This window comes from Tenacibaculum aestuarii (assembly GCF_964510395.1).
Classification (GTDB): Bacteria; Bacteroidota; Bacteroidia; order Flavobacteriales; family Flavobacteriaceae; genus Polaribacter; species Polaribacter aestuarii.
This window is the reverse complement of sequence record NZ_CAZEFY010000003.1, coordinates 1,259,240-1,282,950: the sequence shown is the minus strand read 5'-3', so window position 1 is coordinate 1,282,950 and position 23,711 is coordinate 1,259,240. Positions and strand designations below refer to the sequence as shown.

At 31.9% G+C, this 23,711-nt stretch carries 20 protein-coding genes; 13 read left to right on the top strand and 7 right to left on the bottom strand.

Translation table 11 applies throughout. The features are described from left to right. Positions 1–33: 33 nt before the first annotated feature. Positions 34–2,649 (bottom strand): alanine--tRNA ligase, encoded by a 2,616-nt coding sequence (gene alaS / locus ACKTSU_RS12160; protein WP_408036690.1) that lies wholly within the window; start codon positions 2,647–2,649, stop codon positions 34–36. Positions 2,650–2,803: 154 nt separating this feature from the next. Between alaS and ACKTSU_RS12155 the strand changes: the two genes are divergently transcribed. The 6 genes from ACKTSU_RS12155 to ACKTSU_RS12130 are packed head-to-tail and all read left to right on the top strand — an operon-like array spanning position 2,804 to position 6,907. Then, positions 2,804–3,772: a M23 family metallopeptidase gene (locus ACKTSU_RS12155; protein ID WP_408036689.1), complete on the top strand. Its 969-nt coding sequence runs from the start codon at positions 2,804–2,806 to the stop codon at positions 3,770–3,772. A 21-nt stretch (positions 3,773–3,793) separates the two neighbouring features. Next, positions 3,794–4,123, top strand: a complete 330-nt coding sequence (locus tag ACKTSU_RS12150) for a MerR family transcriptional regulator (RefSeq protein WP_028892328.1) — start codon at positions 3,794–3,796, stop codon at positions 4,121–4,123. 13 nt (positions 4,124–4,136) lie between these two features. Then, the gene (locus tag ACKTSU_RS12145) at positions 4,137–4,739 is read left to right on the top strand and encodes a LemA family protein (RefSeq protein WP_408036688.1); all 603 of its coding nucleotides are present in this window, start codon (positions 4,137–4,139) and stop codon (positions 4,737–4,739) included. Positions 4,740–4,742: 3 nt separating this feature from the next. Beyond that, positions 4,743–5,180 carry a TPM domain-containing protein gene (locus ACKTSU_RS12140; protein ID WP_408036687.1) on the top strand — a complete coding sequence of 146 codons (438 nt, stop codon included), beginning with the start codon at positions 4,743–4,745 and terminating at the stop codon, positions 5,178–5,180. A 22-nt stretch (positions 5,181–5,202) separates the two neighbouring features. Then, positions 5,203–6,048 (top strand): TPM domain-containing protein, encoded by an 846-nt coding sequence (locus tag ACKTSU_RS12135; RefSeq protein ID WP_408036686.1) that lies wholly within the window; start codon positions 5,203–5,205, stop codon positions 6,046–6,048. Further along, on the top strand, positions 5,939–6,907 hold the full coding sequence (locus tag ACKTSU_RS12130; RefSeq protein ID WP_408036684.1) for a hypothetical protein: 969 nt from the start codon (positions 5,939–5,941) through the stop codon (positions 6,905–6,907). Before ACKTSU_RS12135 ends, ACKTSU_RS12130 begins: the two co-directional genes overlap by 110 nt. 76 nt (positions 6,908–6,983) lie before the next feature. Here ACKTSU_RS12130 and ACKTSU_RS12125 read toward each other — a convergent pair whose 3' ends face one another. After that, complete coding sequence (locus ACKTSU_RS12125; RefSeq protein WP_408036683.1) at positions 6,984–7,436, bottom strand: hypothetical protein; 453 nt, start codon at positions 7,434–7,436, stop codon at positions 6,984–6,986. A 165-nt stretch (positions 7,437–7,601) separates the two neighbouring features. Here ACKTSU_RS12125 and ACKTSU_RS12120 point away from each other — a divergent pair, with 165 nt between their 5' ends. The 6 genes from ACKTSU_RS12120 (at position 7,602) to ACKTSU_RS12095 (ending at position 14,047) form a co-directional block, all read left to right on the top strand. After that, entirely contained in the window at positions 7,602–9,437 is a 1,836-nt protein-coding gene (locus ACKTSU_RS12120; protein WP_408036682.1) for a tetratricopeptide repeat-containing sensor histidine kinase, read from the top strand. Between the two features lies 1 nt (position 9,438). Further along, positions 9,439–10,188 (top strand): LytR/AlgR family response regulator transcription factor, encoded by a 750-nt coding sequence (locus ACKTSU_RS12115; RefSeq protein ID WP_408026350.1) that lies wholly within the window; start codon positions 9,439–9,441, stop codon positions 10,186–10,188. A 91-nt stretch (positions 10,189–10,279) separates the two neighbouring features. Continuing rightward, positions 10,280–10,690: a hypothetical protein gene (locus ACKTSU_RS12110; RefSeq protein WP_274633299.1), complete on the top strand. Its 411-nt coding sequence runs from the start codon at positions 10,280–10,282 to the stop codon at positions 10,688–10,690. Between the two features lie 31 nt (positions 10,691–10,721). After that, the gene (locus tag ACKTSU_RS12105) at positions 10,722–11,363 is read left to right on the top strand and encodes a hypothetical protein (protein ID WP_408036681.1); all 642 of its coding nucleotides are present in this window, start codon (positions 10,722–10,724) and stop codon (positions 11,361–11,363) included. A gap of 20 nt (positions 11,364–11,383) precedes the next feature. Further along, the gene (locus tag ACKTSU_RS12100) at positions 11,384–12,544 is read left to right on the top strand and encodes a DUF6882 domain-containing protein (protein ID WP_408036680.1); all 1,161 of its coding nucleotides are present in this window, start codon (positions 11,384–11,386) and stop codon (positions 12,542–12,544) included. A gap of 12 nt (positions 12,545–12,556) precedes the next feature. Next, entirely contained in the window at positions 12,557–14,047 is a 1,491-nt protein-coding gene (locus ACKTSU_RS12095) for a M48 family metallopeptidase (protein WP_408036679.1), read from the top strand. Between the two features lie 42 nt (positions 14,048–14,089). Here the strand turns inward: ACKTSU_RS12095 and ACKTSU_RS12090 are convergent, their stop codons facing one another. The 4 genes from ACKTSU_RS12090 to ACKTSU_RS12075 are packed head-to-tail and all read right to left on the bottom strand — an operon-like array spanning position 14,090 to position 19,799. Beyond that, a complete protein-coding gene (locus ACKTSU_RS12090) occupies positions 14,090–14,473 on the bottom strand; it encodes a DUF423 domain-containing protein (protein WP_408036678.1) in 384 nt (127 codons plus the stop codon). A 12-nt stretch (positions 14,474–14,485) separates the two neighbouring features. Next, on the bottom strand, positions 14,486–18,145 hold the full coding sequence (locus ACKTSU_RS12085; RefSeq protein ID WP_408036676.1) for a ShlB/FhaC/HecB family hemolysin secretion/activation protein: 3,660 nt from the start codon (positions 18,143–18,145) through the stop codon (positions 14,486–14,488). Positions 18,146–18,190: 45 nt separating this feature from the next. Then, positions 18,191–18,775, bottom strand: a complete 585-nt coding sequence (locus ACKTSU_RS12080) for a nucleotidyltransferase family protein (protein WP_408036675.1) — start codon at positions 18,773–18,775, stop codon at positions 18,191–18,193. 4 nt (positions 18,776–18,779) lie between these two features. Continuing rightward, a complete protein-coding gene (locus ACKTSU_RS12075; RefSeq protein ID WP_408036674.1) occupies positions 18,780–19,799 on the bottom strand; it encodes an XdhC family protein in 1,020 nt (339 codons plus the stop codon). A 99-nt stretch (positions 19,800–19,898) separates the two neighbouring features. Between ACKTSU_RS12075 and ACKTSU_RS12070 the strand changes: the two genes are divergently transcribed. Further along, the gene (locus ACKTSU_RS12070; RefSeq protein WP_408036673.1) at positions 19,899–21,128 is read left to right on the top strand and encodes a Pycsar system effector family protein; all 1,230 of its coding nucleotides are present in this window, start codon (positions 19,899–19,901) and stop codon (positions 21,126–21,128) included. A gap of 4 nt (positions 21,129–21,132) precedes the next feature. Here the strand turns inward: ACKTSU_RS12070 and ACKTSU_RS12065 are convergent, their stop codons facing one another. Further along, the gene (locus ACKTSU_RS12065; protein ID WP_408036671.1) at positions 21,133–23,517 is read right to left on the bottom strand and encodes a GAF domain-containing protein; all 2,385 of its coding nucleotides are present in this window, start codon (positions 23,515–23,517) and stop codon (positions 21,133–21,135) included. Between the last annotated feature and the right edge of the window lie 194 nt (positions 23,518–23,711).

The window sequence follows — 23,711 nt, the reverse complement described above, 5'->3', positions numbered from 1 at the left end:
TCAGAATTTTCTGAACCTTTTTTTTAGTATATATTAAGCGATATAGTCTTTTGCTCTCTCTAATGCTTTTGGAATTCCACCAGGGTTTTTACCACCAGCAGTTGCAAAGAAATTTTGTCCACCACCACCACCGTGGATTAGTTTTCCTAATTCTCTAACTACCTTTCCAGCATCATACCCTTTTTCATTAGCTAACTCTTTAGAAATATAACAAGTTAACATTGCCTTTTCAGCAGAAGGAGCAGTAGCAAATACCACAAATAAATTGTTAATTTCTCCACCCAATTCAAATAATAAGTTTTTAATACTATTTGGATCTAAGTCTACTTTTGTTGCTAAAAACTGAACTCCATTTACTTCTTGTAATTGGTTTTTAAGTTCACCTTTCATGTTTTTAGCTTTATCTTTTAATAGTTGCTCAACTTGCTTTTTTAAAGCTGCATTTTCATCTTGTAAGCTACTAATTGATTTGGTTACATCTTTAGGATTCTTTAATAACTGTTTTACAGCATCGTAATTGCGTTCAACATCTTCAAAATAATCACCAACAGCAACATTTGTAATTGCTTCAATACGACGAATACCAGCAGCAACAGCTCCTTCCGATTTTATTTTGAAATACCAAATATCTCCAGTTTGTTGTACGTGTGTACCACCACATAATTCCATAGATTTTCCAAAACGGATAGTACGAACACTGTCTCCATATTTTTCACCAAATAAAGCTACGGCTCCTTCATCAATTGCTTTTTGCATTGGTATGTTTCTTTGTTCTTGTAGTGGAAGATTTTCACGAATACGAGCATTTACAAATTCTTCAACAGCTTCTAGTTGATCGTTGTCTACTTTAGAAAAATGAGAAAAATCGAAACGTAAGTAGTTAGGGTTTACTAACGAACCTTTTTGTTCTACATGTTCTCCTAAAATAGTACGTAAAGCTTGGTGTAATAAGTGTGTAGCAGAGTGGTTACTTGCTGATAACCTTCTAAACTCATCACTAACAATTGCTTTAAATGTTTCGTGTAAGTTTTTAGGAAGGTGTTTCGTGTAATGAATAATTACATTGTTTTCTTTCTTGGTATCTAACACGTGAATGATATCTCCGTTAGGAGATTCTATATGACCTTTATCACCAACTTGTCCTCCTCCTTCTGGATAAAAAGGAGTCATGTTAAATACTAGTTGATATTGATCTCCGTCTTTTTTTGTAGTAACTTTTCTGTAACGAGTTAATTTTACATTAGCTGTTAACATATCGTATCCGATGAATTCTTCAACATCATCTTCAATTAAAACAACCCAATCACCAGTTTCACTTGCAGAAGCAGCACGCGAACGCTCTTTTTGAGCTTTCATTCCTGCGTTAAATTCTTCCTCATTGATTTCATATCCTTTTTCACGAGCAATTAACTGTGTTAAATCTAAAGGAAATCCGTAAGTATCGTATAGCTCGAAAGCACGTTTACCAGAAACTACTTTTCCGTTGGTTGTTTCAATAACTTGGTCTAGTAATAATAAACCTTGATCTAAGGTACGTAAGAAAGAACTTTCTTCTTCCTTAATTACATTACTAACTAAATTACTTTGTTTTCTAATTTCAGGGAAAGCATCTCCCATTTGGTGAGCCAATGTTTCAGCTAACTTATAAATAAAAGGCTCTTTTTTGTTTAAGAAAGTAAATGCGTAACGAACCGCTCGACGTAAAATACGACGAATTACATATCCTGCTCCGTTATTACTTGGTAATTGTCCATCTGCGATGGCAAAAGCTACAGCACGAACGTGATCGGCAATAACACGAATAGCAATGTCTACTTTTTCGTCTTTACCGTAATCTGCACCTGTAATTGTTTCAATTTCTCTGATTAATGGAGTGAAAACATCTGTATCGTAATTAGATTGAACCCCTTGTAATACCATAGATAAACGCTCAAATCCCATTCCTGTATCAATATGTTTTGCAGGAAGTTCAACTAACGAACCATCAGCTTTACGATTGTATTGCATGAAAACTAAGTTCCAGATTTCAACAACCTGAGGGTGATCTTCGTTTACTAATGATTTACCATTAATCTTTGCTTTTTCTTCTGCTGAGCGAATATCCACATGGATTTCTGAACATGGACCACAAGGACCTTGTTCTCCCATCTCCCAGAAGTTATCTTTTTTATTACCCATTAAGATACGATCTTCAGAAATGTATTGTTTCCAAATGTCATACGCTTCTTGGTCCATTTTTGTTCCGTCATTTTCATCACCTTCAAATACGGTTACATACAAAATATCTTTATCTATTTTGTAAACTTCAGTTAACAATTCCCAAGCCCAAGCAATAGCTTCTTTTTTAAAGTAATCACCAAAACTCCAGTTTCCTAACATTTCAAACATAGTATGATGATAGGTATCATAACCAACTTCTTCTAAATCGTTATGCTTACCAGAAACACGTAAACATTTTTGAGAGTCGGCTATTCTATTGTTTTTTGGAGTGGCGTTTCCTAAGAAGTACTCTTTAAACGGTGCCATACCAGAGTTGGTAAACATTAAAGTAGGATCGTTCTTTAACACCATAGGTGCAGAAGGAACAATATCGTGTTGTTTTGATTTAAAAAATTCTAAAAATTTAGCTCTAATATCTTGAGATTTCATACAACTCTTAGTATCTGGGTTTTGTTAAAATATTTCTAAAAAACTACTCGAAAAAAGAAGTTTTAAAAGATTTTGTAAATTTGTGAGTTTCCAAATTGTACATCCCCTTAAGGATGCTTAATTTAAAAAGCACAAAAATAGTACATTTAGCATTATGGCAAAAGTAAAATATTATTACGATCCAGAGACTTTATCCTATCGAAAGATAGAAGTAAAAAGAAGCGAAAAGTATAAAAAAACGTTTTTAGGGTTATTAAGTGTTTTATTAATTGCTTTTTTTGGTTTTATAGGATTTAGTCAGTTTTTAATGTCTCCTAAAGAACGTACCCAAAAAAGAGAGTTAGAAAATTTAAAACTTCACTATGAGTTACTTTCTAAAAAAATGGAAGAAAGCTCAGAAATTTTGTCAGAATTACAAGATAGAGATAATAATATTTATAGAACTTATTTTGAAGCAAGCCCTATACCGGAAGAACAACGAAAAGCTGGTTTTGGCGGTGTAAACAGATATAAACACTTAGATGGTTTTGATAACAGTTCTATGGTTAAAAAAGTAACCAAAGAGCTTGATATTTTATCAAAACAAATGGTTGTACAATCAAAATCATTAGATGAAATTGTTGAGTTAGCAAAAGCTAAAGAAAAAATGTTAGCTTCAATACCTGCAATACAACCAGTAAAAAATGAAGATTTAAAAAGAATGGCTTCTGGTTATGGTATGCGTTTGCATCCAATTTTGAAATCGTGGCGTATGCATAATGGTATGGATTTTACAGCACCTACAGGTACCCCAATTTTTGCCTCAGGAAATGGAGTGATTAAAAAAGCTCACAGAAGTTCAACTTTTGGAAAAGTGGTATATATTGATCATGGCTATGGATATGAAACTATTTATGCGCACATGAATAAGATTGTAGCCAAAAAAGGGCAAAAAGTAAAACGTGGTGATTTAATAGGGTATGTAGGTAATACTGGTCGTTCTGCAGCACCACATTTACATTACGAAGTGCATAAAAATGGTAGACCTGTAAATCCTATTTACTATTATTATGGAGATTTAACACCTGAAGAATTTGTAGCTATGCAAAAAGCTTCGCAACAAAAAGGTCAATCGTACGACTAAATTTTATAGAAGCTGTGAAAAATGCACATAGACTTACCAGATAAACGTTATTATAAAATAGGAGAAGTAGCCAAAGCTTTTGGAGTAAACAGTTCCTTAATTCGATTTTGGGATAAAGAGTTTGAAATTATCAATCCTAAAAAGAATGCTAAAGGAGATCGCTTGTTTACAAAAGAAGACGTAAACAATTTCAAGATTATTTATAATCTTGTAAAAGAAAGAGGTTTTACCTTAGATGGAGCGAAACAAAAGCTAAAGAAAAATCCTACGAAAGTCGTGAGCAATCAGGAAATTATTAGTAGATTAGAAGCAGTGAAAGCTGAATTAATAAAAATTAAAAATCAATTATAAAAAATCAAAAATTATGAAAAAATGGTTAGTGCCTTTAATTGTTATTGGAGTTCTAGTATTTGGTATTTACTCATGGGCAAAAGGATTTTATAACACAGCGGTTACCTATCAAGAAGACGCCAAAACAACTTGGTCTAATGTAGAAAGTTCTTACCAAAGAAGAAACGATTTAATAGGTAACTTAGTAAAAACAGTTCAAGGAGCAGCCGATTTTGAAAAGAGTACTTTAACAGAGGTTATCAATGCAAGAGCAAAAGCAACTTCTGTAAATATAAATGCGGGCGATTTAACGCCAGAAAAAATGGCTCAATTTCAACAAGCGCAAACAGGGTTAAGCGGTGCTTTATCAAAATTATTAGTATCTGTAGAACGTTACCCAGAACTAAAAGCAAACCAAAACTTCTTAGAATTACAAAGTCAGTTAGAAGGTACAGAAAATCGTATCAATGTAGCACGTGATCGTTATAATGAAGCTGTAAATATTTATAATAAGCATATTAAAATGTTCCCTGGAAATTTATTAGCAGGAATGTTTAATTTAACAGAAATGGCACGTTATAAAGCAGATGCAGGATCAGAAAAAGCTGTAGATGTAGATTTCGATTTTAAAAACTAATGTATGTCTAACGTAGAAGATTTTCTTACATCTAAAGAAGAGGAAGAAATTGTTCTAGCTATACAACAAGCAGAACGAAATACTTCTGGTGAAATTCGTGTACATATAGAGAAAACTACTGCCATTTCTCATTATGATAGAGCACTAGAAGTATTTCAAATGCTTAAAATGTTTAATACACAACAACGAAACGGAGTGTTACTTTACATAGCCGTTGACGATCATAAATTTGTAATTTATGGAGATGAAGGTATTAACAATGTTGTTTCAGAAAACTTTTGGGAAACAACCAAAGAAGCCATCCAAAATCAGTTTAAACAAGGAAATTTTAAACAAGGTATTATAGATGGTGTGCTAAAAGCAGGAAAAGAATTACAAGCTCACTTTCCTTGGACTACAGATGATGAGAATGAGCTAAGCAATGAAATATCAAAAGGCTAAAACCTTCATTGAAGGAATAAATATGATAAAAAATATAACGTCATTATATGAAAGAACAAACAAGTTACAGAAGGTAAAAGTTGTTCTTTTTTTTGTTGCAATTTTATGTGGACAAACTCTTTTTTCACAAGGTTTTCAAATTCCTGAGAAGCCAAAATTCCAAACCAGTGTTTACGACTATATCAATTTATTATCTCCAAGTCAAAAAGCAAGTTTAGAAAATAAACTTATTAAATATTCAGATACTACTTCAACACAAGTAGTGGTAGCAATTATTAATTCTACTGAAGGGGAGAATATAGGGTATTTAGCAACTAATTGGGCACATGAATGGGGGATTGGACAAGAGAAAGAGGATAATGGTGTGTTTGTGCTACTTGCTCAAAAAGATCGAAAAGTAACCATTAGAACAGGTTACGGAACCGAACACTTACTTACCGATTATGTTTCTCGTCAAATTATTGAATATGACATTATTCCTTACTTTAAAAAAGGTGATTATTACGCGGGATTAGATAGCGGAGTAGAAGCTATTTTTAAAGTGATGAGCGGTGAGTATAAAGGTAGTAGAAAACAAACCAAAGGCGGTGGAGGTTTTGGATTTATTGTTTTTATAATTATTCTCATAGTGTTTTTTATTATTATTTCTAGCGGAAATAGAGGGAATCGCGGTGGAGGAAGAAATTATAGAAAAACAGATTCTGTTAGAGATTTACTAGATATCATCATTTTAAGCAACGCAGGAAGAGGCGGATTTGGTGGCGGAAGCTTTGGAGGTGGATCGTCTGGAGGTTTCGGTGGCGGTGGCTTCGGAGGAGGCTTTGGCGGCGGTGGTTTCGGAGGTGGTGGTGCCACAGGAGGCTGGTAATTTGTACATGAAAAAACTCAGTATATTTTTCTTTTTATTTATTCTTTTAGGTTGTCAAAACTATGGACAGCTTAGGGTTGTCACGAATTTACCTAAGTTACTTGATGAGGTTTCAGGAATTCAAAAGGAAGCTAATTCAGATAAAGTTTGGATGGTAAATGATAGTGGTAACAAATCAGAATTATACAAAGTAACTTCTGAAGGTAAAATTGAAAAAACGATATCAATAAACGCTAAAAATTACGATTGGGAAGATTTAACTTCTGATGATAAAGGAAACTTATATATTGCAGACTTTGGAAATAATGATAATAAAAGAAAGAATTTAGTAATTCTAAAAATCAAGAAAGAAGACTTGTTAAATGGAGACAATATAGAGGTAGAAAAAATACAATTTTCATACCCTAATCAAACTAAGTTTCCACCCCAAAAAAAAGATCGTTTTTTTGATGCAGAATCCTTAATCTGCAAAGATGGATTTCTATACATATTTACAAAAAGTAGAGTAAAAGATCAATACGGAAAAACAACCTTATATAAAGTTCCTGCCACAAAAGGTGAACATATAGCTACATACATTTCTGATTATACTAATTGCAGCGATGCTCATTGTGTAATAACCGCATCAGCCATTTCTCCAGACAAAAAGAAGGTAGCTTTGTTAACACATCAATCGGTTTTAATATTCACAAATTTTAAGAGAGACGACTTTTTTAGTGGAGATGTAAAAGAATACACATTTAACCATATTTCTCAAAAAGAAGGGGTTGACTTTAAGGATGATACAACACTTTATATAACTGATGAAGCTGATAAAATAGGAAGCAGTAAACTGTATGAATTTGTATTAAAGGACTAAAAAAAAATCAGTTACCAATGTATGCACATTGATAACTGAGAGATTAAGAGAGAGGTACATCGCTTATTTTTGATGTTTAGACGTAATCAATTTGTCTAGAATATCCTGCATTTATAGCCAATAATATACTATCTTGACGGTTAAAGTTAAAAGGAATAACCGAACTTAAAGATTCCTTTAAATTTTCCTCTATTTTTTGTTTAGACAGTATCAAAGCTTGCTCTACTAATTTATGATATTCGGTTATAAAGTATTTTTTAGGTAAGTTTTCAAACTTAGCAACATCAAAATCATAAAACTTAGTTCTTGTAATAGCTTTGTATTCTTGATCGTTATGTATAAATAAATAGGTAAGATCAACGTGAATAGTAGTGTTAGCACCATCAGGGTCGTCGGGCCAATTATAAATTAAAAGGTAGGCTCCATCAATACTAACTTTAGGTTTAGAAATCTCTTCAATCTTTTCAAAACTTGTTAAATCACAAGATCCTGTTTTAATAACTTCTTCTATAGTTTCAACTGTACTCATTATTAATTATTTAATTTTTTAGCCAAATATCATAGAAATTGCGATTTCATTTTTGGGTGTTTTATAAACGCATACTATTATTTTATAAACGTTTTGTTAAAGTGATGGATATGGAGGTGGAATGAAAATATATAATTATTTTAGTTGGCTAATTACTCACGAAAAATGCCTTTGCTTAAGAAAAAATACTTTTTACATATTGCCTATATCTGCTTTGTTTTTACAACATGTACGAGAAATAATGTAGACAAAAACTTACAAGAATATTTATACACTATTGATAGTATTTCTCAGCAAAAACCAAAAGAAGGGCTAAGAAAAATAGATAGTTTACTAGAAAAGAAACAAAATTCTAAAAACAGGGCTTTACTATTGTTTAGCAAAGGAGAACTTTTTTACCTAAACGATAAGCTTATAGAGGCGAAAAACATTCATTTAGAAACGTACAGATTATTCACAAAACTAAAAGACGATTATAATAAAGGAAGAAGCTTAATAACATTAAGTGCCACCTGTATGAAGTTAAATGAGTTAGAAGATGCTCAAAAGTATGCGTTGGAAGCTCTAGAAATAGGTAAGAAAATAGAAAATACCAGATTGCAGGCTAAGGCAAATAATCAACTATTCAACCTTCACTTTATTTTAAAAGATTATGAAAAAGCATTGTTTTATATAAAGCGGTCTGAGGAGCTATTTACAGATTCAAACGATCCTAATTCAATCATAGCAATTAAAAGTAATATTGCAGGAGTTTACTTGAAGTTAAAACAATATAACAAAGCACTAAAACAGTTTTCGGAAGCATTGGCTTTGGGTGAGTCAGCAAAAGACCCTAAGACGATTGTTAGTGTTCTTAATAATATTGGGTACACGTATTTGGAAGCAAAACGTTTTGAAGAATCGGAGAAGTTTTTACGAGGAGCAGCAAAACTTAATCAAAAAATTAAAACAATTAATGGAGCTCCATACAAAGGCTTGGGAACTCTTTTTTTAGTAACAAATAAGCTAGATTCGGCAGAGGTAAATTACAACAAAGCGATGTCAATCTACAAGAGTAAAAATAACCTTTCAGAAGAATTAGAAATACGAGATAAGCTAATATCAATAGCAATTCTTAAAAAACAGTACCAAAAAGCATTGAACCATCAAATAATACGAGACAGTATAGAGGTGGTAAAGAATAAAAAGCAAAATAAAAAGCTTCTTCACTTTGCTAATGTGAACTATGAAATAAAAGAAAAAGAAATAGCACTAACCCATCAGAAAGAAATAAACAAACAAAATTGGTGGTTAGGAATTAGTGTAATTGTATCGTTGGTACTTATTTTAATTACAGCCCTGTTTATAGGATATAATAACAAGCTAAGAGCAGCTAATAAAGCATCTAAATTAGAACAACGTTTGCTAAGAGCTCAAATGAATCCACATTTTATATTCAACACCTTAGCGGCGATTCAAAACATTACTTTAGAAGGAAACCCTGTAAAATCTTCAAACTATATAGCTAAGTTCTCAAAGCTCATTCGACAAAATTTTGATTATGTTCGGAAAGAAGAAATTAGCTTAGAAGAAGAGCTAGCTATGATTTCTAACTATATAGATACACAGCAATTACGTTTCAACAATAGTTTTAGTTATCATATACATATTTCTGAAAACTGTGATACAAAACAAGTAAAAGTACCTCCAATGCTATTGCAACCTTTTGTTGAAAATGCTATTGAATATGGTTTAAAAGAAAAGAAATCAGGAGGAATATTGAGTCTCAATATTCGAAAAACAGCACAAGAACTGTTTTTTGAAATTGAAGATAATGGAGTAGGAAGAAAGCAAAAAAAGAGTCAAGAAAAAATAGCGAAAGATTTACACGCTACCGATATTTTTATTGAAAGACTACAGACAAGAAATAAAGGAGAAGAAAAATCTTTTACTATAGAAGATTTGCATGACAAAGAGGGTAATCCTTCAGGAACAAAAGTTGTATTTAAATTAAAGTTATAAAATGATAAAAGCTGCTATAATAGAGGATGAGTTTAATGCATTAAATACATTAACAAAATTGTTGCAATACACACAAAAAGATATAGAAATTGTAGCTAAAATTGATAATGTAGATGAGGCTATAGACTTTTTGAGTAACAATAATTTAGACTTGGTATTTATAGATATTGAGCTGATTGGTGGAAATGCTTTTCAAATATTAGAAGCCTTAGAAACCATAAACTTTAAAATGATATTTACCACAGCTTATGATGAGTTTGCTATAAAAGCAATTAAGTTTGACACGGTAGATTATTTACTAAAACCTATAGATTCTGACGAATTAAATGCTTGTGTAGAACGTTTTAGAGCTGATTTTGAAAAAGAAAAAAAGTACACACAAGCGCTAAGTAAAATAAACGAGTTAGATAAAAAAGAGGCTCAAAAAACATTACTTATTAAAACTACCGAAGAGCAACATTTTTTACATGTAGATGATATTGTACGCTGTCAATCAGATGGAAGTTATACGCTTTTTTATACTACAGATAAAAAAATAATGAGTGCTCGAAACTTAAAGTATTATGAAAATATTTTAAGTACACATGCCTTTGCTAGAGTGCACCAATCTCACTTAATTAATATAAAGTATTTAGCTTCAGTAAGTGCTAATACAGTTAAATTATCAAGCGGAGAAAACATTCCTTTATCATCAAGAAAGAAGACGTATTTAAAACAGTTTTTAGAGAACTTTAATACGAATACAAAATAGAAAGTAACACATATAAAACTCATTAAAAGAGTACTAAAGTTCCATGTAGTTTTGAGGTAAATAATAGAAAGTAACCTTAAAAAACAATCATATGGGACTTAAAGAAAAAAGATTTACAAAAACTTTTCAAGAAGAAAAATATCCTGCATTAAAAGAGCAAATAAACAATGCAGCAGGTTTTGATGTAACAATAGATGTAGAGTGGGATACCATGTTTGAAGATAAGTTTTTACACTTATATGATGACAGTTACCCTAAAATTTACTTCCAACCACTTATTGATGCTTTTTCAGCCATAGCAACTGATGATATGGGGAAAGAAGCATTGTCAGAATCGTTAAAGAAAGTGGTTATTACCAACAAAGACGATCACCACAACCCAACGCATGCTTATACTTTTGAAGAAGGAGTTTTACAAGTAAACCATAGTCCAATTTTAAACGCAGATAAAGTTCAAGATAGAACAGATGTGCTTGTTGATTTATTAGAGAATAACCTATAGTCTAGTAATTCACAATAAAAACAAAATTGCTATGGAAACAGATTATATCAATCAATTTAAAGCACAATCACCAGCAGCTATAATTCATAGTATGTTTAGTGATAAGAAGCAATTAAAAGTTGCTTTATCATTAAAAAACGGACTTTATATAGAAGGTTTTGTGGTAGATATCACAAAAGAAGAATATCAAACATTTGTATGTATGAGAACCGAAGAACAAGAAGTGTTGTTTTTCGATCTTCAAGAAGTATCCGTTTTACGAATTAAACATCCTAAAAAAATGGCGGTTTCTTTATCTAAAGGAAGCATTAGTCGTCCGTTAGGAGAAGACCCCATTAGTACTTTACAATTAAAAAGATGGATTCTTGAGCAAGAACCTTTGTTAGAAGCAACTATCAAATTATCATTTGAAAAATTAGTATTACAAGAAGCAAATACTCGATTAAACTGTAAAGATGTTATTACAAGCTTATTAAAAGCAAAACAACGAATAGTAGAAGATGAAATGGGGTTAGTAGCATGGAAAGAAATAAAAACTATTGCTATTACTAACACAGAAACATTACAAGTAAGTAAAGAAGGAAGTGTGTTGAAAATTGGTGTTGTAATTACTAAAGTATTGCCAAAAGAATTAGAGAATCTTTTTATTGAAAAGATAGAAAAAGTATTGTAGAATAATAAAATTATTAAAAAATGGGTCTTAAAGAAAAAAGAGCAGTTCAAACATTTAAAAACGAATCGTTTCCAGCATTAGAAGCGGAAATAAACAATAAAGCAGGGTTTAACGTATCACTAAACATAGCATGGGATACACTGGTAGAAGATAAGTTTTCGCATCTTTACAATGATACGTTTCCAAAAATATATTTTCAACCGTTAATTGAAGCAATCAAAGCTGTAAACATTGATGAAATTGGGGGAGAGTTGCTAAAGAATGGATTAAAAGAAGTAAGGATAGTTAATGAAAATAACGAACACAACTTAGAAAGAGCAATCACTTTTGTAGATGGGGTGTTAACCATTAATCACAGCCCAATTATGAATGCTGATAAGGTGGAAGAGAAAACAGAAAGAATTGTACACCTTTTAGAAACTCATTTAGAAGAATTTGCAGGAAGTGAAGCCAGTGTTGAGAGTACAGAAAATCCGAATAATATTGTAGGAGGAAAGGTAGATAACACAATAAAGTTGAGCTTACCTCAGTTGCACAATCAATACGTAGCTTTAGCTTTTGAAAAGCAAGATAACTTAGCAGATATTGTTGAGGATTTACCTTGGAATTGTGATATGCTTCAGGGAACGGTAACCTATGGTGATCATATCTTTAAAATGCAGGTATTAGGAACATATTCTCACAATGAAAAATCATGGTTATGGGCTTGGGCAAATAAACAAAGCGGTATTCCAGAACAATTTTTAGAAGCTTCATTACAAATGAAAGCTCTAGGAGAACGCCATGGAATAGAAGACTTACTTTCCTCAAAAATAGAAACAGAACACGATCCAGGACATTATTTCTCATTCGTAGCAACAGGAGTAAATCAGGCAAGCTGCTACGCTCCACTACCTTTTAAAGGACTTACTGTGTATGTTTTATTATATACGGATATGGTTGATGAAAAAGAGATAAACATTCCTGCTTTAATTTGTTCACATTTCTCAAAAACAATTACTCGTATGGACTTTGAACATAAGCATGCATTGTTTTGTTACTTAGCTCAAAAAGGATATGAGGTTGAGGTATCAGGAAATAATATCGTTGCTAAAAAAGGGGAAGATCAAATTTTAGGAATTTTTGACCTAAAAGGAAGGTTGTTAAAATTGTCTAACTCAACAGTTCCAGTAGGAGCTTAAAAAAGAAAAAGTATGTATCAATCTACTACACTATCAGAATTAGAAAAAGAACATCAAGATGCATTAACTCAGGCGCAAAATAAGATGATGGAAGATTTGAATCTTGCACAAGAAAAAGGCGATAATGAGTTAATCCACCAAGCAAGTGTTCATTTTCAAAACGTAGCTAAAGAGTTAGCAGAACAATACACAAAACGTATTGAAGAAATTAACGAGTTAAACCTTAAAAATGTAACAGAGAATATTCAAGAGGTGTATGATAACACTAGAGCAGACATTGATTTAAATGCGTTGGTGTATGACGGTGATCGTGATTATGTTTTAGAGTTTCAAGAGGATGAGTTGATTCAAAAAACTTTAGAAAAAATACGAGAAAACAATCCAGTTTTTAAATCGAGAAGACATTTGTTAAAATCAAGTTTACGATTAACAAAAATGTTAGCTCCAGTACTTCATGAAATTGGGAATCACTGTAAAGAGGTGCTGAAATTAAAGGCAGATATAGAGTTTTTTGTGTATCAAAACGATAAATTCAACGCATCATGTTATCCGCCAGATGAAGATAAATTGTACATTATTTTAACTTCAGGAATTTTAGAACGTTTTAGTAAAGATGAGTTAGCTTTTGTCATTGGTCATGAAATAGGACATGTATTATTCGAGCATTTCAATTATCCAGTAAAACATATTTTAGACGAAGGAGCAAACGATTTAGCGCCAATTCACGCAATGAAGTTATATGCGTGGAATCGTAACGCTGAAATTAGTGCAGATAGAGCTGGTTTATTATGCTGTAAGAGTTTTGAAGCAGCAGCAAGAACATTCTTTAAGCTATCATCTGGAGTAACTTCTGATTCTTTAGACTTTAAACTAAACGAGTATATCAATCAGTTTTCAGATTTAGAAGAAGTTTTAAATGATGACACACACGATCCGTCAGACTGGTATAGTAGTCATCCATTTAGCCCACTTCGTATTAAAGCTTTAGAGTTGTTTAACAAGAGTAAAACGTATGAGTTATTCAATCCTGAAATTAATGGAGAAATAACAGAGGAAGCGATGGAGTTAGAAATACAACGAATTATGTCGTTAATGGAACCAGAAGATTTAGGAAATGAAACTGAACATTCAGAAAAAATCCAACGTTTTATGTTCTTAGGTGGTTATATGATTTCAAAGGCAGATGGAGTTGTTGATGATTCTGAAATACAGGCGTTGAGTAGTGTGGTGTCTCCATCAGTTTTTGCTCAGTGTATGTTAACTATTAAAGGATTAACAGAGCAAGATATTATTGATGAGATCATAGCGCTAGCAAAAGAGTTAGACATTGTAATTTCTGTAATGCAAAAATTAAATATTCTAAGAGATTTATCTATTATTTCTTATGCGGATGGAAGCATAGATGCTGCTGAAGTTGATGTGCTTTACAATTTAGCAAGACAATTATATATAAAAACTGAATTTATTGATAGAATTATCAGTGATGCCCAAGGTGTTGATTAACAATATGATTTTTGTTTATCCATGTTAGCTAAACCATACACGTTAAACGTGTATGGTTTGGCTTATGTTATATATTAAAAGTGCCCATCCAACAATTAGTAGTAAACCACCTAAAGGAGTAATAGGACCTAAAAACTTCATTTTTTTACCTTTTGCGTCAGATAATACTAAACCATAAATGCTAAAGGAAAACAGTATAATTCCAATTACAAAAGCATAATATATTGCTGAACTAGGTGCATCAAAATAACTTCCAACGAATAATAAAACGAGTGCATGATACATTTGATATTTTACACCTGTTTCAAATGATTTTAATTGTTCTTTAGTTAAAATTTTCTTTAAAGCATGTGCTCCAAAAGCTCCAAATATTACAGCAAGCATACCAAATAAAGCTCCTGTAATTAATACAATTTGTTGTGTCATATTTTTTAAGAATTAAAAAGAAAAACCAATACTAAAAGCTACTCTGTCCTCTTGTGAATTTCCTTTAAAGTATGAAATATTTGCAGTGAATAAGTCAATTCCGCTTAGCCAAAAAGAACCACCATAACTAGTGTGCCATTTCTTTGAATTTGGAGAGTACGGAGACCATACACGACCGTAATCAAAACCACCAGTAACACCAACTTTTATAGGGATAATTCCTGTACGAATGCGTCCAAAACGCAAACGTAAATCGTTACTATGGTAAAAACTTTCGGTTCCAGAAAAACGTTCTCTATTAAATCCACGTAAACTACGTTCACCACCTAAAGTAGCTGCTTGGTAAACTTCAAAACGATTTCCTACATTAATTTGAGTTCCAACTTCAGAAGCAAAAACTAATGAGCGGTTGAACACTAGGTTTTGATACATAGCCAAAGAACTTTTAATGTAACCAAAACGTCTGTCGAAATCGTCTAAGTTGGCTTTAGCCCCAACAGCTAAATCAAAGTTCATACCTTTGGTAGGAAAACTACTATTGTCTACTCGGTTGTGATTAAAGTTTAATTCACCTCCCCAAAAATAATTAGTGTCAAAAATAGCAGTAGGTTGATTGTCAAAATTATTGATAAATCGATTTGGTGTATCTTCCACTTCAATAGCTTCAACAATTCCTGAAATTTTAAAGATACTTCCTCCACGTAATCGTTTTAATAACGAAGGAGAAAAACTAATTTCTTCTTTTCTAACACGGTAATAATCTAAATCAAAACTATGATCGTAAATACTTTCGTTACCCCATCCAAAGAAATTAAAAGAATAATTATCACTAGTAGCTTTAGCACGCAAATGTAAGCTCCAATTACCAATTAGCTCGGTAAATTCACCATTGTACTCTAAATCATATCCACCAGTTGCAGAGTAATAGTTTGCTGCTAAAATATGTTGACTTGCAAAAGGACGTTTTTTGAATCCTTGTTGCGTATAGTTTACCGAAACACCAAAAAAGAAGCCATCATCTGGGTTGCTACCTAAGCTAGGAAAAACAATAGTTGTATTGTTGTTAATGTCGTGCGCGTCATAGGTATTTTTAAAATAACTATCAGAACGTAAATCTGCAGTTTCAGAACTTGGATTTATCGTGTTTTTCTTTGATTTAAAATCATAGATTTTAGTTTTCTTTCCCCAACCTGCAACGGATGATTTATCGGTATACACATCGTGATTTTGACCACCTATAATTCGTAGTAAAATTCCATCGTGCACATCACCAGAAATTAAAAACTCATCATCTCCATTTAAACCATAAATTTGTATTTCTTTAGTTTCTTTTGTTTTAAAAATACGGTTATAAATCTCATTTTCTTTTCTAAAAACAGTAACGCTAGTTTCATCATCATTTAAACGTTTAATAATGAATTTATCGTCTTTATCTGTACCAACTACATGTACAACTTTGTTTAGTTTGGTATAATAACGTTTTACAATTTCTTTTAATTTATCTCTTCGAGCTTTTATTTTAGCAATGGTCTCTTTTCCATCAATATCATAAATAACTTTTGGTAATTGTTGAATTGATTTTTCAATTACTTCATCGGTTAAATGTTGTTGAATATATTCAGCTTGTTTATTCCAATCATCAAGTGTTAATTGATTTAAAAAGGCAGCATCAAAGAAACGAGCGTAATTGTTATACCACTTCATGTTTTTGATGTCATTATCAAAAGTTTGCATGTTCTTTACTAAGGGTGCAAACTGTTGAAAAAGCGGAATCATAACTCCATCAAACTTAGAAAAAGGTTGGTCTCTATCTCTTGGAATTGGACGATAATAGGTTTTGCCATTTTCGGTTTTAAAAGAAGCCCAACGCCATTGGTCTTCATGTCTATCCCAATCACCAATTACCATATCAAACAAACGCGAACGAACCACCCATTCTTGATCAATAGAGTGTTTTCCGTTTTTTCTAATTTTTTCTAACACATCAAATGTGCTAATAATATCATCTGAATTTCCAAAGTTGTCTAATTCACTTCGGTCGCCAGCAGGTCGTTCTTCTAATAGGTATAATTGCCCTCCAAAAATATCATTATGCTTCCCTAAAGCAGGTTGTTTAGGCATGTAATATAGTTTTGGGTTGGTGTGGTAAATGTTTACAGCTTCTGCCATATCAGGAAGTACAAAAGCTGCGTATGGGTGCGACATGGTAAAAATATCTTGAACTACATCAACCAAAAAAGTACCTTTTAAAATACCACCCATAATACGACTCCCGTCTTTAACCATTGAGCGTAATACATACTGTTTTCCTTCAGGATTTTCTAATCGTAACGAATTTGTTTGATTACCACCACCTCTTCTGATAGGAGTTAAACCTCCATAGACATTTTCTAATTCTAGTATAGGAACTTTAACTGTTTTTCCGTACTTGTCTCTGTTTAAATCTCCCCACATAAATTTATGAAAACCACTAACGCTTGTAGCTTCTGGAGGGTAAATTGAGGTTTCTACAAATTTCTTATGCTCTTCGTATTCAGGAAAGTTTGAATAGGTTTTTGTTTGTCTTGGTTTTATAATTTCTTTGCTAAACAGAAGTTTGTGACCGTCTTTGGTGTTGGCGGCATAATACTCAATAATAGCTGAACCATCTTTGTAATAGTTTAATTTAGCATACCCGTGATTACCGTAGGTAAATTGTGCTCCATAACCAATTAAAGCAGCTGATTGTTTTGAGCCCGAACCGCTAATTACTTGTTTGAACCCGTCTTGTTCTATGTATTGTAAGTTGTGATCGTGACCAGAAACGAATACAACATTGTCTGTGAAATCATCAGATACTGCTTGTATTTGATTAATAAAATCACTGTAGTTTTTATTGAAAATATCAGTTTGAATTCCTGCATGAGAGCGTAGTGCATTTTTCAACGTACCTAAAATTGGTGTAGGCTTCATGTGGTCTTTTACAGAGAAGCTTCCTCCATGTGGTCCGTTACTATACAATGGGTGATGTACAGCAACTACTACATTTTTATATCTATTTTTCTTAAATAAACTAGAGAGCTCTTGAATGAAACGTTCACGTGTTTTAATATCACAATTATCATTCATTTTAGGCTCTTTATCCCAATCCATAATAAACCAACGACTATCAATAATAATCAAAGTAAGATCGTCATTGATTTCTACTTTATCCAATCCACAACCTCCCTCAGGTAGAAAAGAATCTTTTCCTAAAGCTTGTTCAACTAATCGTTCTTGTTCTTTTAAACCATCTACACCATTATACCAGTCATGATTTCCAGGAATAAAAATTGTTTTTCCTTTAAAGTCTTGCAGTGCATCAATTTGTGTTTGTAAACGATGTTCAGCTAAGGCTCTATCTTTATGTTCTTTATTGGGGATTCCGTAAGGGTAAATATTGTCTCCTAAAAATAAGGTAGTCGAATTTTTAGAAGCTTTGGCTAACTCTTTTTGGAAAAAGGTTAGTGTAGGTGTTGTTTGCTCCATTTCGGCATTGCCGGCATCTCCAATTAAATAGAACGAGTGTATTAGCTCTTTATCAGTTTTAATTGTTTTAGGAGAGGTTTTATCAGCGTACTTAGCTTTATAGGATGCGCAACCACTAACTATAGTAATTATAGCTAGATACAAGCAAAACTTGGTTAAGTTCATGTTCAGTTTTTTGGTTATGTAAAAATAAGGCTTTTTAAGCTAAAATTATTGCTTTAATAAATGTTGATAATCTTCAGGAGTGTCAATGTCTAGCAAGTTTTGAGTAGAGTTTACTTTAATAACATTGTTGTTTTGTTGTAGTAGAAAATTCTTAGCTCCTTTATCTCCTTTTAAATCCAATAAATCATTAAAATAGTTCTTCGGAAAAATAGTAGGGACTCCAACACTGCCTTGATAACTAGAAGCAATTATGTTGGAAGGATTGTTTTTTGAAACCTCAATTAAAGAATTCAAATATTCAGAAGTAACATGAGGTTGATCCGCTAGCATTATTAAAACACTATCAAAGTTGTAATTCAATAAGAACTCTATTCCCTTTACAATACTTGTGCTTAATCCGTTTTTGTAATTAGGGTTGTAAATGACTTCAACAGTTTTTGTTGAAAGTTGCTTTTCAATCGCATCTTTATTAGCCCCTAATACACAAAATACATTTTTTACGACTGATTTTTGAGCTTGTTCAATAGTCCATTCTAATAACGTAGTGTTTTTATAAGGAAGCAATTGCTTTGTTTTTCCCATTCGGGAAGCACTGCCTGCAGCCAATATAAGAATCGCAGTTTTTTGCATTGTATTAATTGTGGATTCGTCCAGTAATCTTTTTTAGAGAAAATACTTCCTTGTTACGAATTACCGATAATATTTCTGCTAAGATTGATAAAGCAATTTCTTCTGGGGTTTCTGCTCCAATATTTAATCCAGCAGGAGTGTGAATTTTATCTAAAAATTCATCAGAAACATTTGGAGAAAATTCAAATAGCTCATTGAATAACTTTTCTCGTCTTTTGGCTGCTCCTAAAATACCTATGTAAATAGGATTCTGTTCTTGTAGCTTAATCAACCAACGTAAATCGTATGTGAAATTATGATTCATAATAGCAACAGCGGTGTTATTGTTTACATGAGAAAGCTGGATTGTTTCAGGAGTTTGTGCAACTACCGATTTTGCTCCAGGGAAATCAGATAGTTCTTTCGGATCTTTAATAGAAGTAACAACATCAACTTCCCAACCTAATTGGGTAGCTTGTGCACAAAGTTTAACAGCGTCATGTTCACCACCAATAATAAGTAAGCGAAATAGTGGTTGTAAAGTTTGTTTGAAAGAACTTAAATGAGCTACTTTTTTAACGTCAAACTCTTTATTGAATGAAAAAGGTTGTTGATTGCTAAATTGAATTACAGAACCAAAATTTCCATGCGCCTCATCTTCTTTTTGAAAAAAAGAGGTGATGTTATACGGTTTTCTTAGGAAATTGTTTTCAGAAAAGGCATCAATAAACTCAGAAGAAACATAAAAAGGTTCTAAAAGAATATATAATATTCCCTCGCAACCTAAACGATAACGACCGTCATAGGTTATTACTTTGTGTTTGTTGTTTTCAAAAACCGATTGAGCTCTACGTTGTACTTCTTTTTCAACACAGCCCCCACTAATAGCACCAATTATTTTTCCGTCAGAAGAAAGTAACATTCTAACTCCTGGTTTTCTGTAAGAAGACCCATCTAAATCGACGACAGTAGCCAGTACATTTTGTATTCCTTGTTGTTGGTTTATAGTAGCTTGTTGTAGTATTTCTTTAAGTTCGTGCGTCATTTTTATATTGAAAAACTCTTTTAAAAGTACGTTTTTTTATGATGTTATTAAAAAAATAATACTGGTTAATAATTTATTATTTTAGCAAAAACCTTTTTCATGAATAGTTTGATAGAAAAGACAGAGCAGTTTGTGGTGGATTTACTAAATGAAAGTTTAGCTAAGAATTTTGTATACCATAACATTGCTCATACTCAACGAGTGGTTGAAAAAACACTTGAATTAATTGAGGGAGAAGCTTTTTCAGAAGTAGAGAAGCAAGCGTTAATTTTAGCGGCTTGGTTTCATGATGCAGGGTATACTGTAAACCCAGACAATCATGAAGAAGAAAGTGTGGCTATTGCTACTAACTTTTTAAACAATGAAGGGGTTTCAGATGAGATAATTGATGAGGTGTCAAGATTGATAGCTATTACCAAAATGGGAGTTAGCCCTAGTACAGAAGTAGAAAAGATTTTAAAAGATGCTGATTGTTCTCATGTAGGTAGTAAAAACTATTCTGATTTTAACGAGTTATTACGTAAAGAAAGAGAACTGGTTTGTGATAGAACGATAAAAGATGTTGAATGGGATGATGCGAACCTTAATTTTTTAACCAAACATCGCTTTTATACTAGTAAAGCTTCTAAACTTTGGGAAAAACAAAAAAGTAAAAACATAGCACAGCTTTTAAAGAAAAAGCAAAAACAAGCACAAGAAGCTGCTAAGTTGAAGCAAAAAAAAGAAGAGTTAGCGTACAAGAAAAATAAAATAGAGCTACCAGAAAGAGGGATAGAAACGATGTTTCGCGTAGCGATGCGTAATCATATAACATTAAGTGACATTGCTGATACAAAAGCGAATATTTTACTTTCGGTAAATGCAATTATTATTTCAATGACCTTATCTACTTTAATTCCTAAGTTAGATAATCCGTCAAATCACTACCTAATTATTCCAACGATAATTTTTGTGGTTTTCACGGTAATTTCGATAGTATTATCAGTTTTAGCAACCAGACCAAATGTTACTGAAGGAAAATTTACAAAAGAAGATGTAACCAATAAAAAAGTGAATTTATTATTCTTCGGAAATTTTCATCAAATGAAGTTGCCAGAATTTGAGTGGGCAATGAGTGAAATGATGCAAGACCGCGACTATTTGTATGGTTCACTAACCAAAGATTTGTACTTTTTAGGATTGGTTTTAAACAGAAAATATAAGATACTACGAATTACCTATACAGTTTTTATGATTGGTATTTTGGTAAGTGTAATAGCTTTTGCTATAGCCTTTAATATACAAGATAATGCTTCAAAAGTAGCGGAGCTAATATCAGGGTTGTTATAGAGGCTTATTTAAACTCTTGGATTAATTCATCAATAGTTATTGTTTTTTTAGCATCAAAACTTTCTTGATAAATAACCTCTACACGTAAAGCTTTTAATCCAGAAACTCCTTGTAGATCTTCAACTTCTAATTTTTCTACTTTACCTAATAATTTTTTAGATTGAAGATATTTAATGTATTTATTGTATTCATCAGCATCTTTATCTTGAGAGTATACGATAGCTATTTTTCCTGGAACTGTTAACCTTTCTTCAGTTCCTTTAACATGAGCTTTATCGATACGTTTTTTTATGATTTCGTAACGAATATTGTAGGCTCCATCAACATCAAATTGTTTTTCGTCCATTCTAAATTTTATAGACAAAGGATTGCTGTGCACTAAAATTAAGGAAGCTACTCGAAGTTTATGCTCCATTTTTTCTGCAGCTTTTAAGGCTACATTTTCCATTTCACACATTACTTGTAGTTGCCATAATCTAAGATTGTATAAGTATATGTCGTCGTATTTTTTCTCTTTTGTTAATGACTGTCCTATATACATGTTATACTCAACACCATCTGTTTTGTAACGTTCGAAATAATGAGGAAACATTTGTTGAGCTTCTTCTTGTTTAGCATCAATAAAAGAAGCTAGTTTATCGTTTAATAAAGTAACACTATCTTCATAGGCTTTACGCTTTTCATATACTACTTGTAGGTTAGGGTCTAAACGTTTAATGTATTCCTCAACTAAGGTATTTAATTGGTTGTTAACCTTTTTTATATGGTTAAAAACAGGGTAGATATCACGTTTTAAAAAATCTAAAATGGCTATTTCATCACCAGCTTTTAGTCCTTTTTTAACTTCTGATAAATACTCTTCAACTCTAAATCGTAATTCTTTATAAATTGGAAGACTTTCAACTTTACAGGCTTCTAACAAAACAGAAATAGCTAAAGAAAGTTGAGTGTTTAAGTCTTCTTTAATGGCTGTATTTCTGGCAATAGATGAACCCTTAATGTCTGATTGACCATACAAAGGATGGACATCTGGAAAAACAATATCTTCAATTTTAACTTTTTGCTTTGCTTCATATGATTCTCTATGAAATCTTTCAGCAGCTTCATAAAAACGCCACTTTACAGTTGGATGAATAGAGGTGTAGTTTTCTTGAATTGTAGCTTCAAGTATGTTTTGATGTTCTTCAGAAAAACGATCTACAGCAATTTTAAACAGTGGAATTAAATCTTGTAGTTTATTTTGATTAATCGAGTTTAGTTCAAAAGGTCTTGGTGAAGCAAACTCAATAATAGCTAAGCTGTTTTTAGCTGAAGCTTGTATAGGTACTAAAATAATGCTACCAATATTTTTATCTTTTAATCTTTGGTAAAAGTTTTTATTTTCGGTTTTTTCACCATATTTCTCTACATCAGAAATAGCAAGAGTTTCGTTATTTACGAAAAGCTTTTCTAAAATATAATTACAAAAAATACAATCGCAAGAAACATCTTTTTCATAGCTCAGAACTAAACTTTCTTCTTTATTTATGTGTGAAGAAGAAAAACTGTTTGAATTGGTTTCAAAGATGGAAAACCCTAAAGACAAATCATTTATTCCAAAGAATCTACGAAATATTTCTTGTAACGTATGAACTAAGTCATCATCTTTTTTTATGAGACTGGTTCTTATTTCTGAAATCATTTCATCGGTTGTAACATCGAATAAATTCATGATTCCGAAGCCCTTAAAAATATAGGATTCAGGAGGGAATTTTTCTTTCCAAACGTCAATATCGTCAAAGTTATCAAGTAAAAACTTAATGTCTTCTTCAGTTATTTTTGGAGCTTTTTCGGTTGGATAAATCTCCATAAAGTCAGCATTAAATGCCGCACGATATTTTTTTATAGTGTTGGTCGTTTTATCTGGAATATCGAAATAAAAGGGACGTTTTATATCGATAGAGTAGTTGTATACGTCAGTTAAAATGATGCTACAGGCATACTTATACATCAAATCACTCTCAAAATGACGAACTTTTAATTCGTAGTCATCTCCAGCATTTTGTAAAATTTTTTCAAATCGGCTAGTGAATTTAAAAGATGTAAAAGTAAACGGAATACTAACCGCTTTAATTTCATTTTCTAATAATAACTCAGGAAATAATGGTTCTAGTAATAACTCAATAGTATTTTTGTGTTTTTCTAATAAAGATTCATCAGAAAAACCATCAATCAACTCAGGAGCTTTTTCTGCTTCTTGAACTATATTTATTGAAGATTGATGATATGGATGTTCTTTAAACTCTTCACCCGCGTATTTTTGAAATAAAGCAACAATTTTTTCAAAACTTATTTTAAGTTTAAAAGGAAGCTCTATATTCTGAATGTCTTTAGTTCGTCTAATATTCATAAAGTAAGAAAATGAATCAATACAAATTTACGAAATTGGTAGTTAAAGAGTCGTTTTTAGTTCTACTCCCTTTCAAAAAATAGTAACTTTAAAAGCTTTAAAGCTCTTTTTTAGTTTTTCTATCATTTACATAAAATTCTTTTTTTAAATAGAAACGATTGCAAGTGTTTTTTGTGTACAGTTGTAAAAAAAAA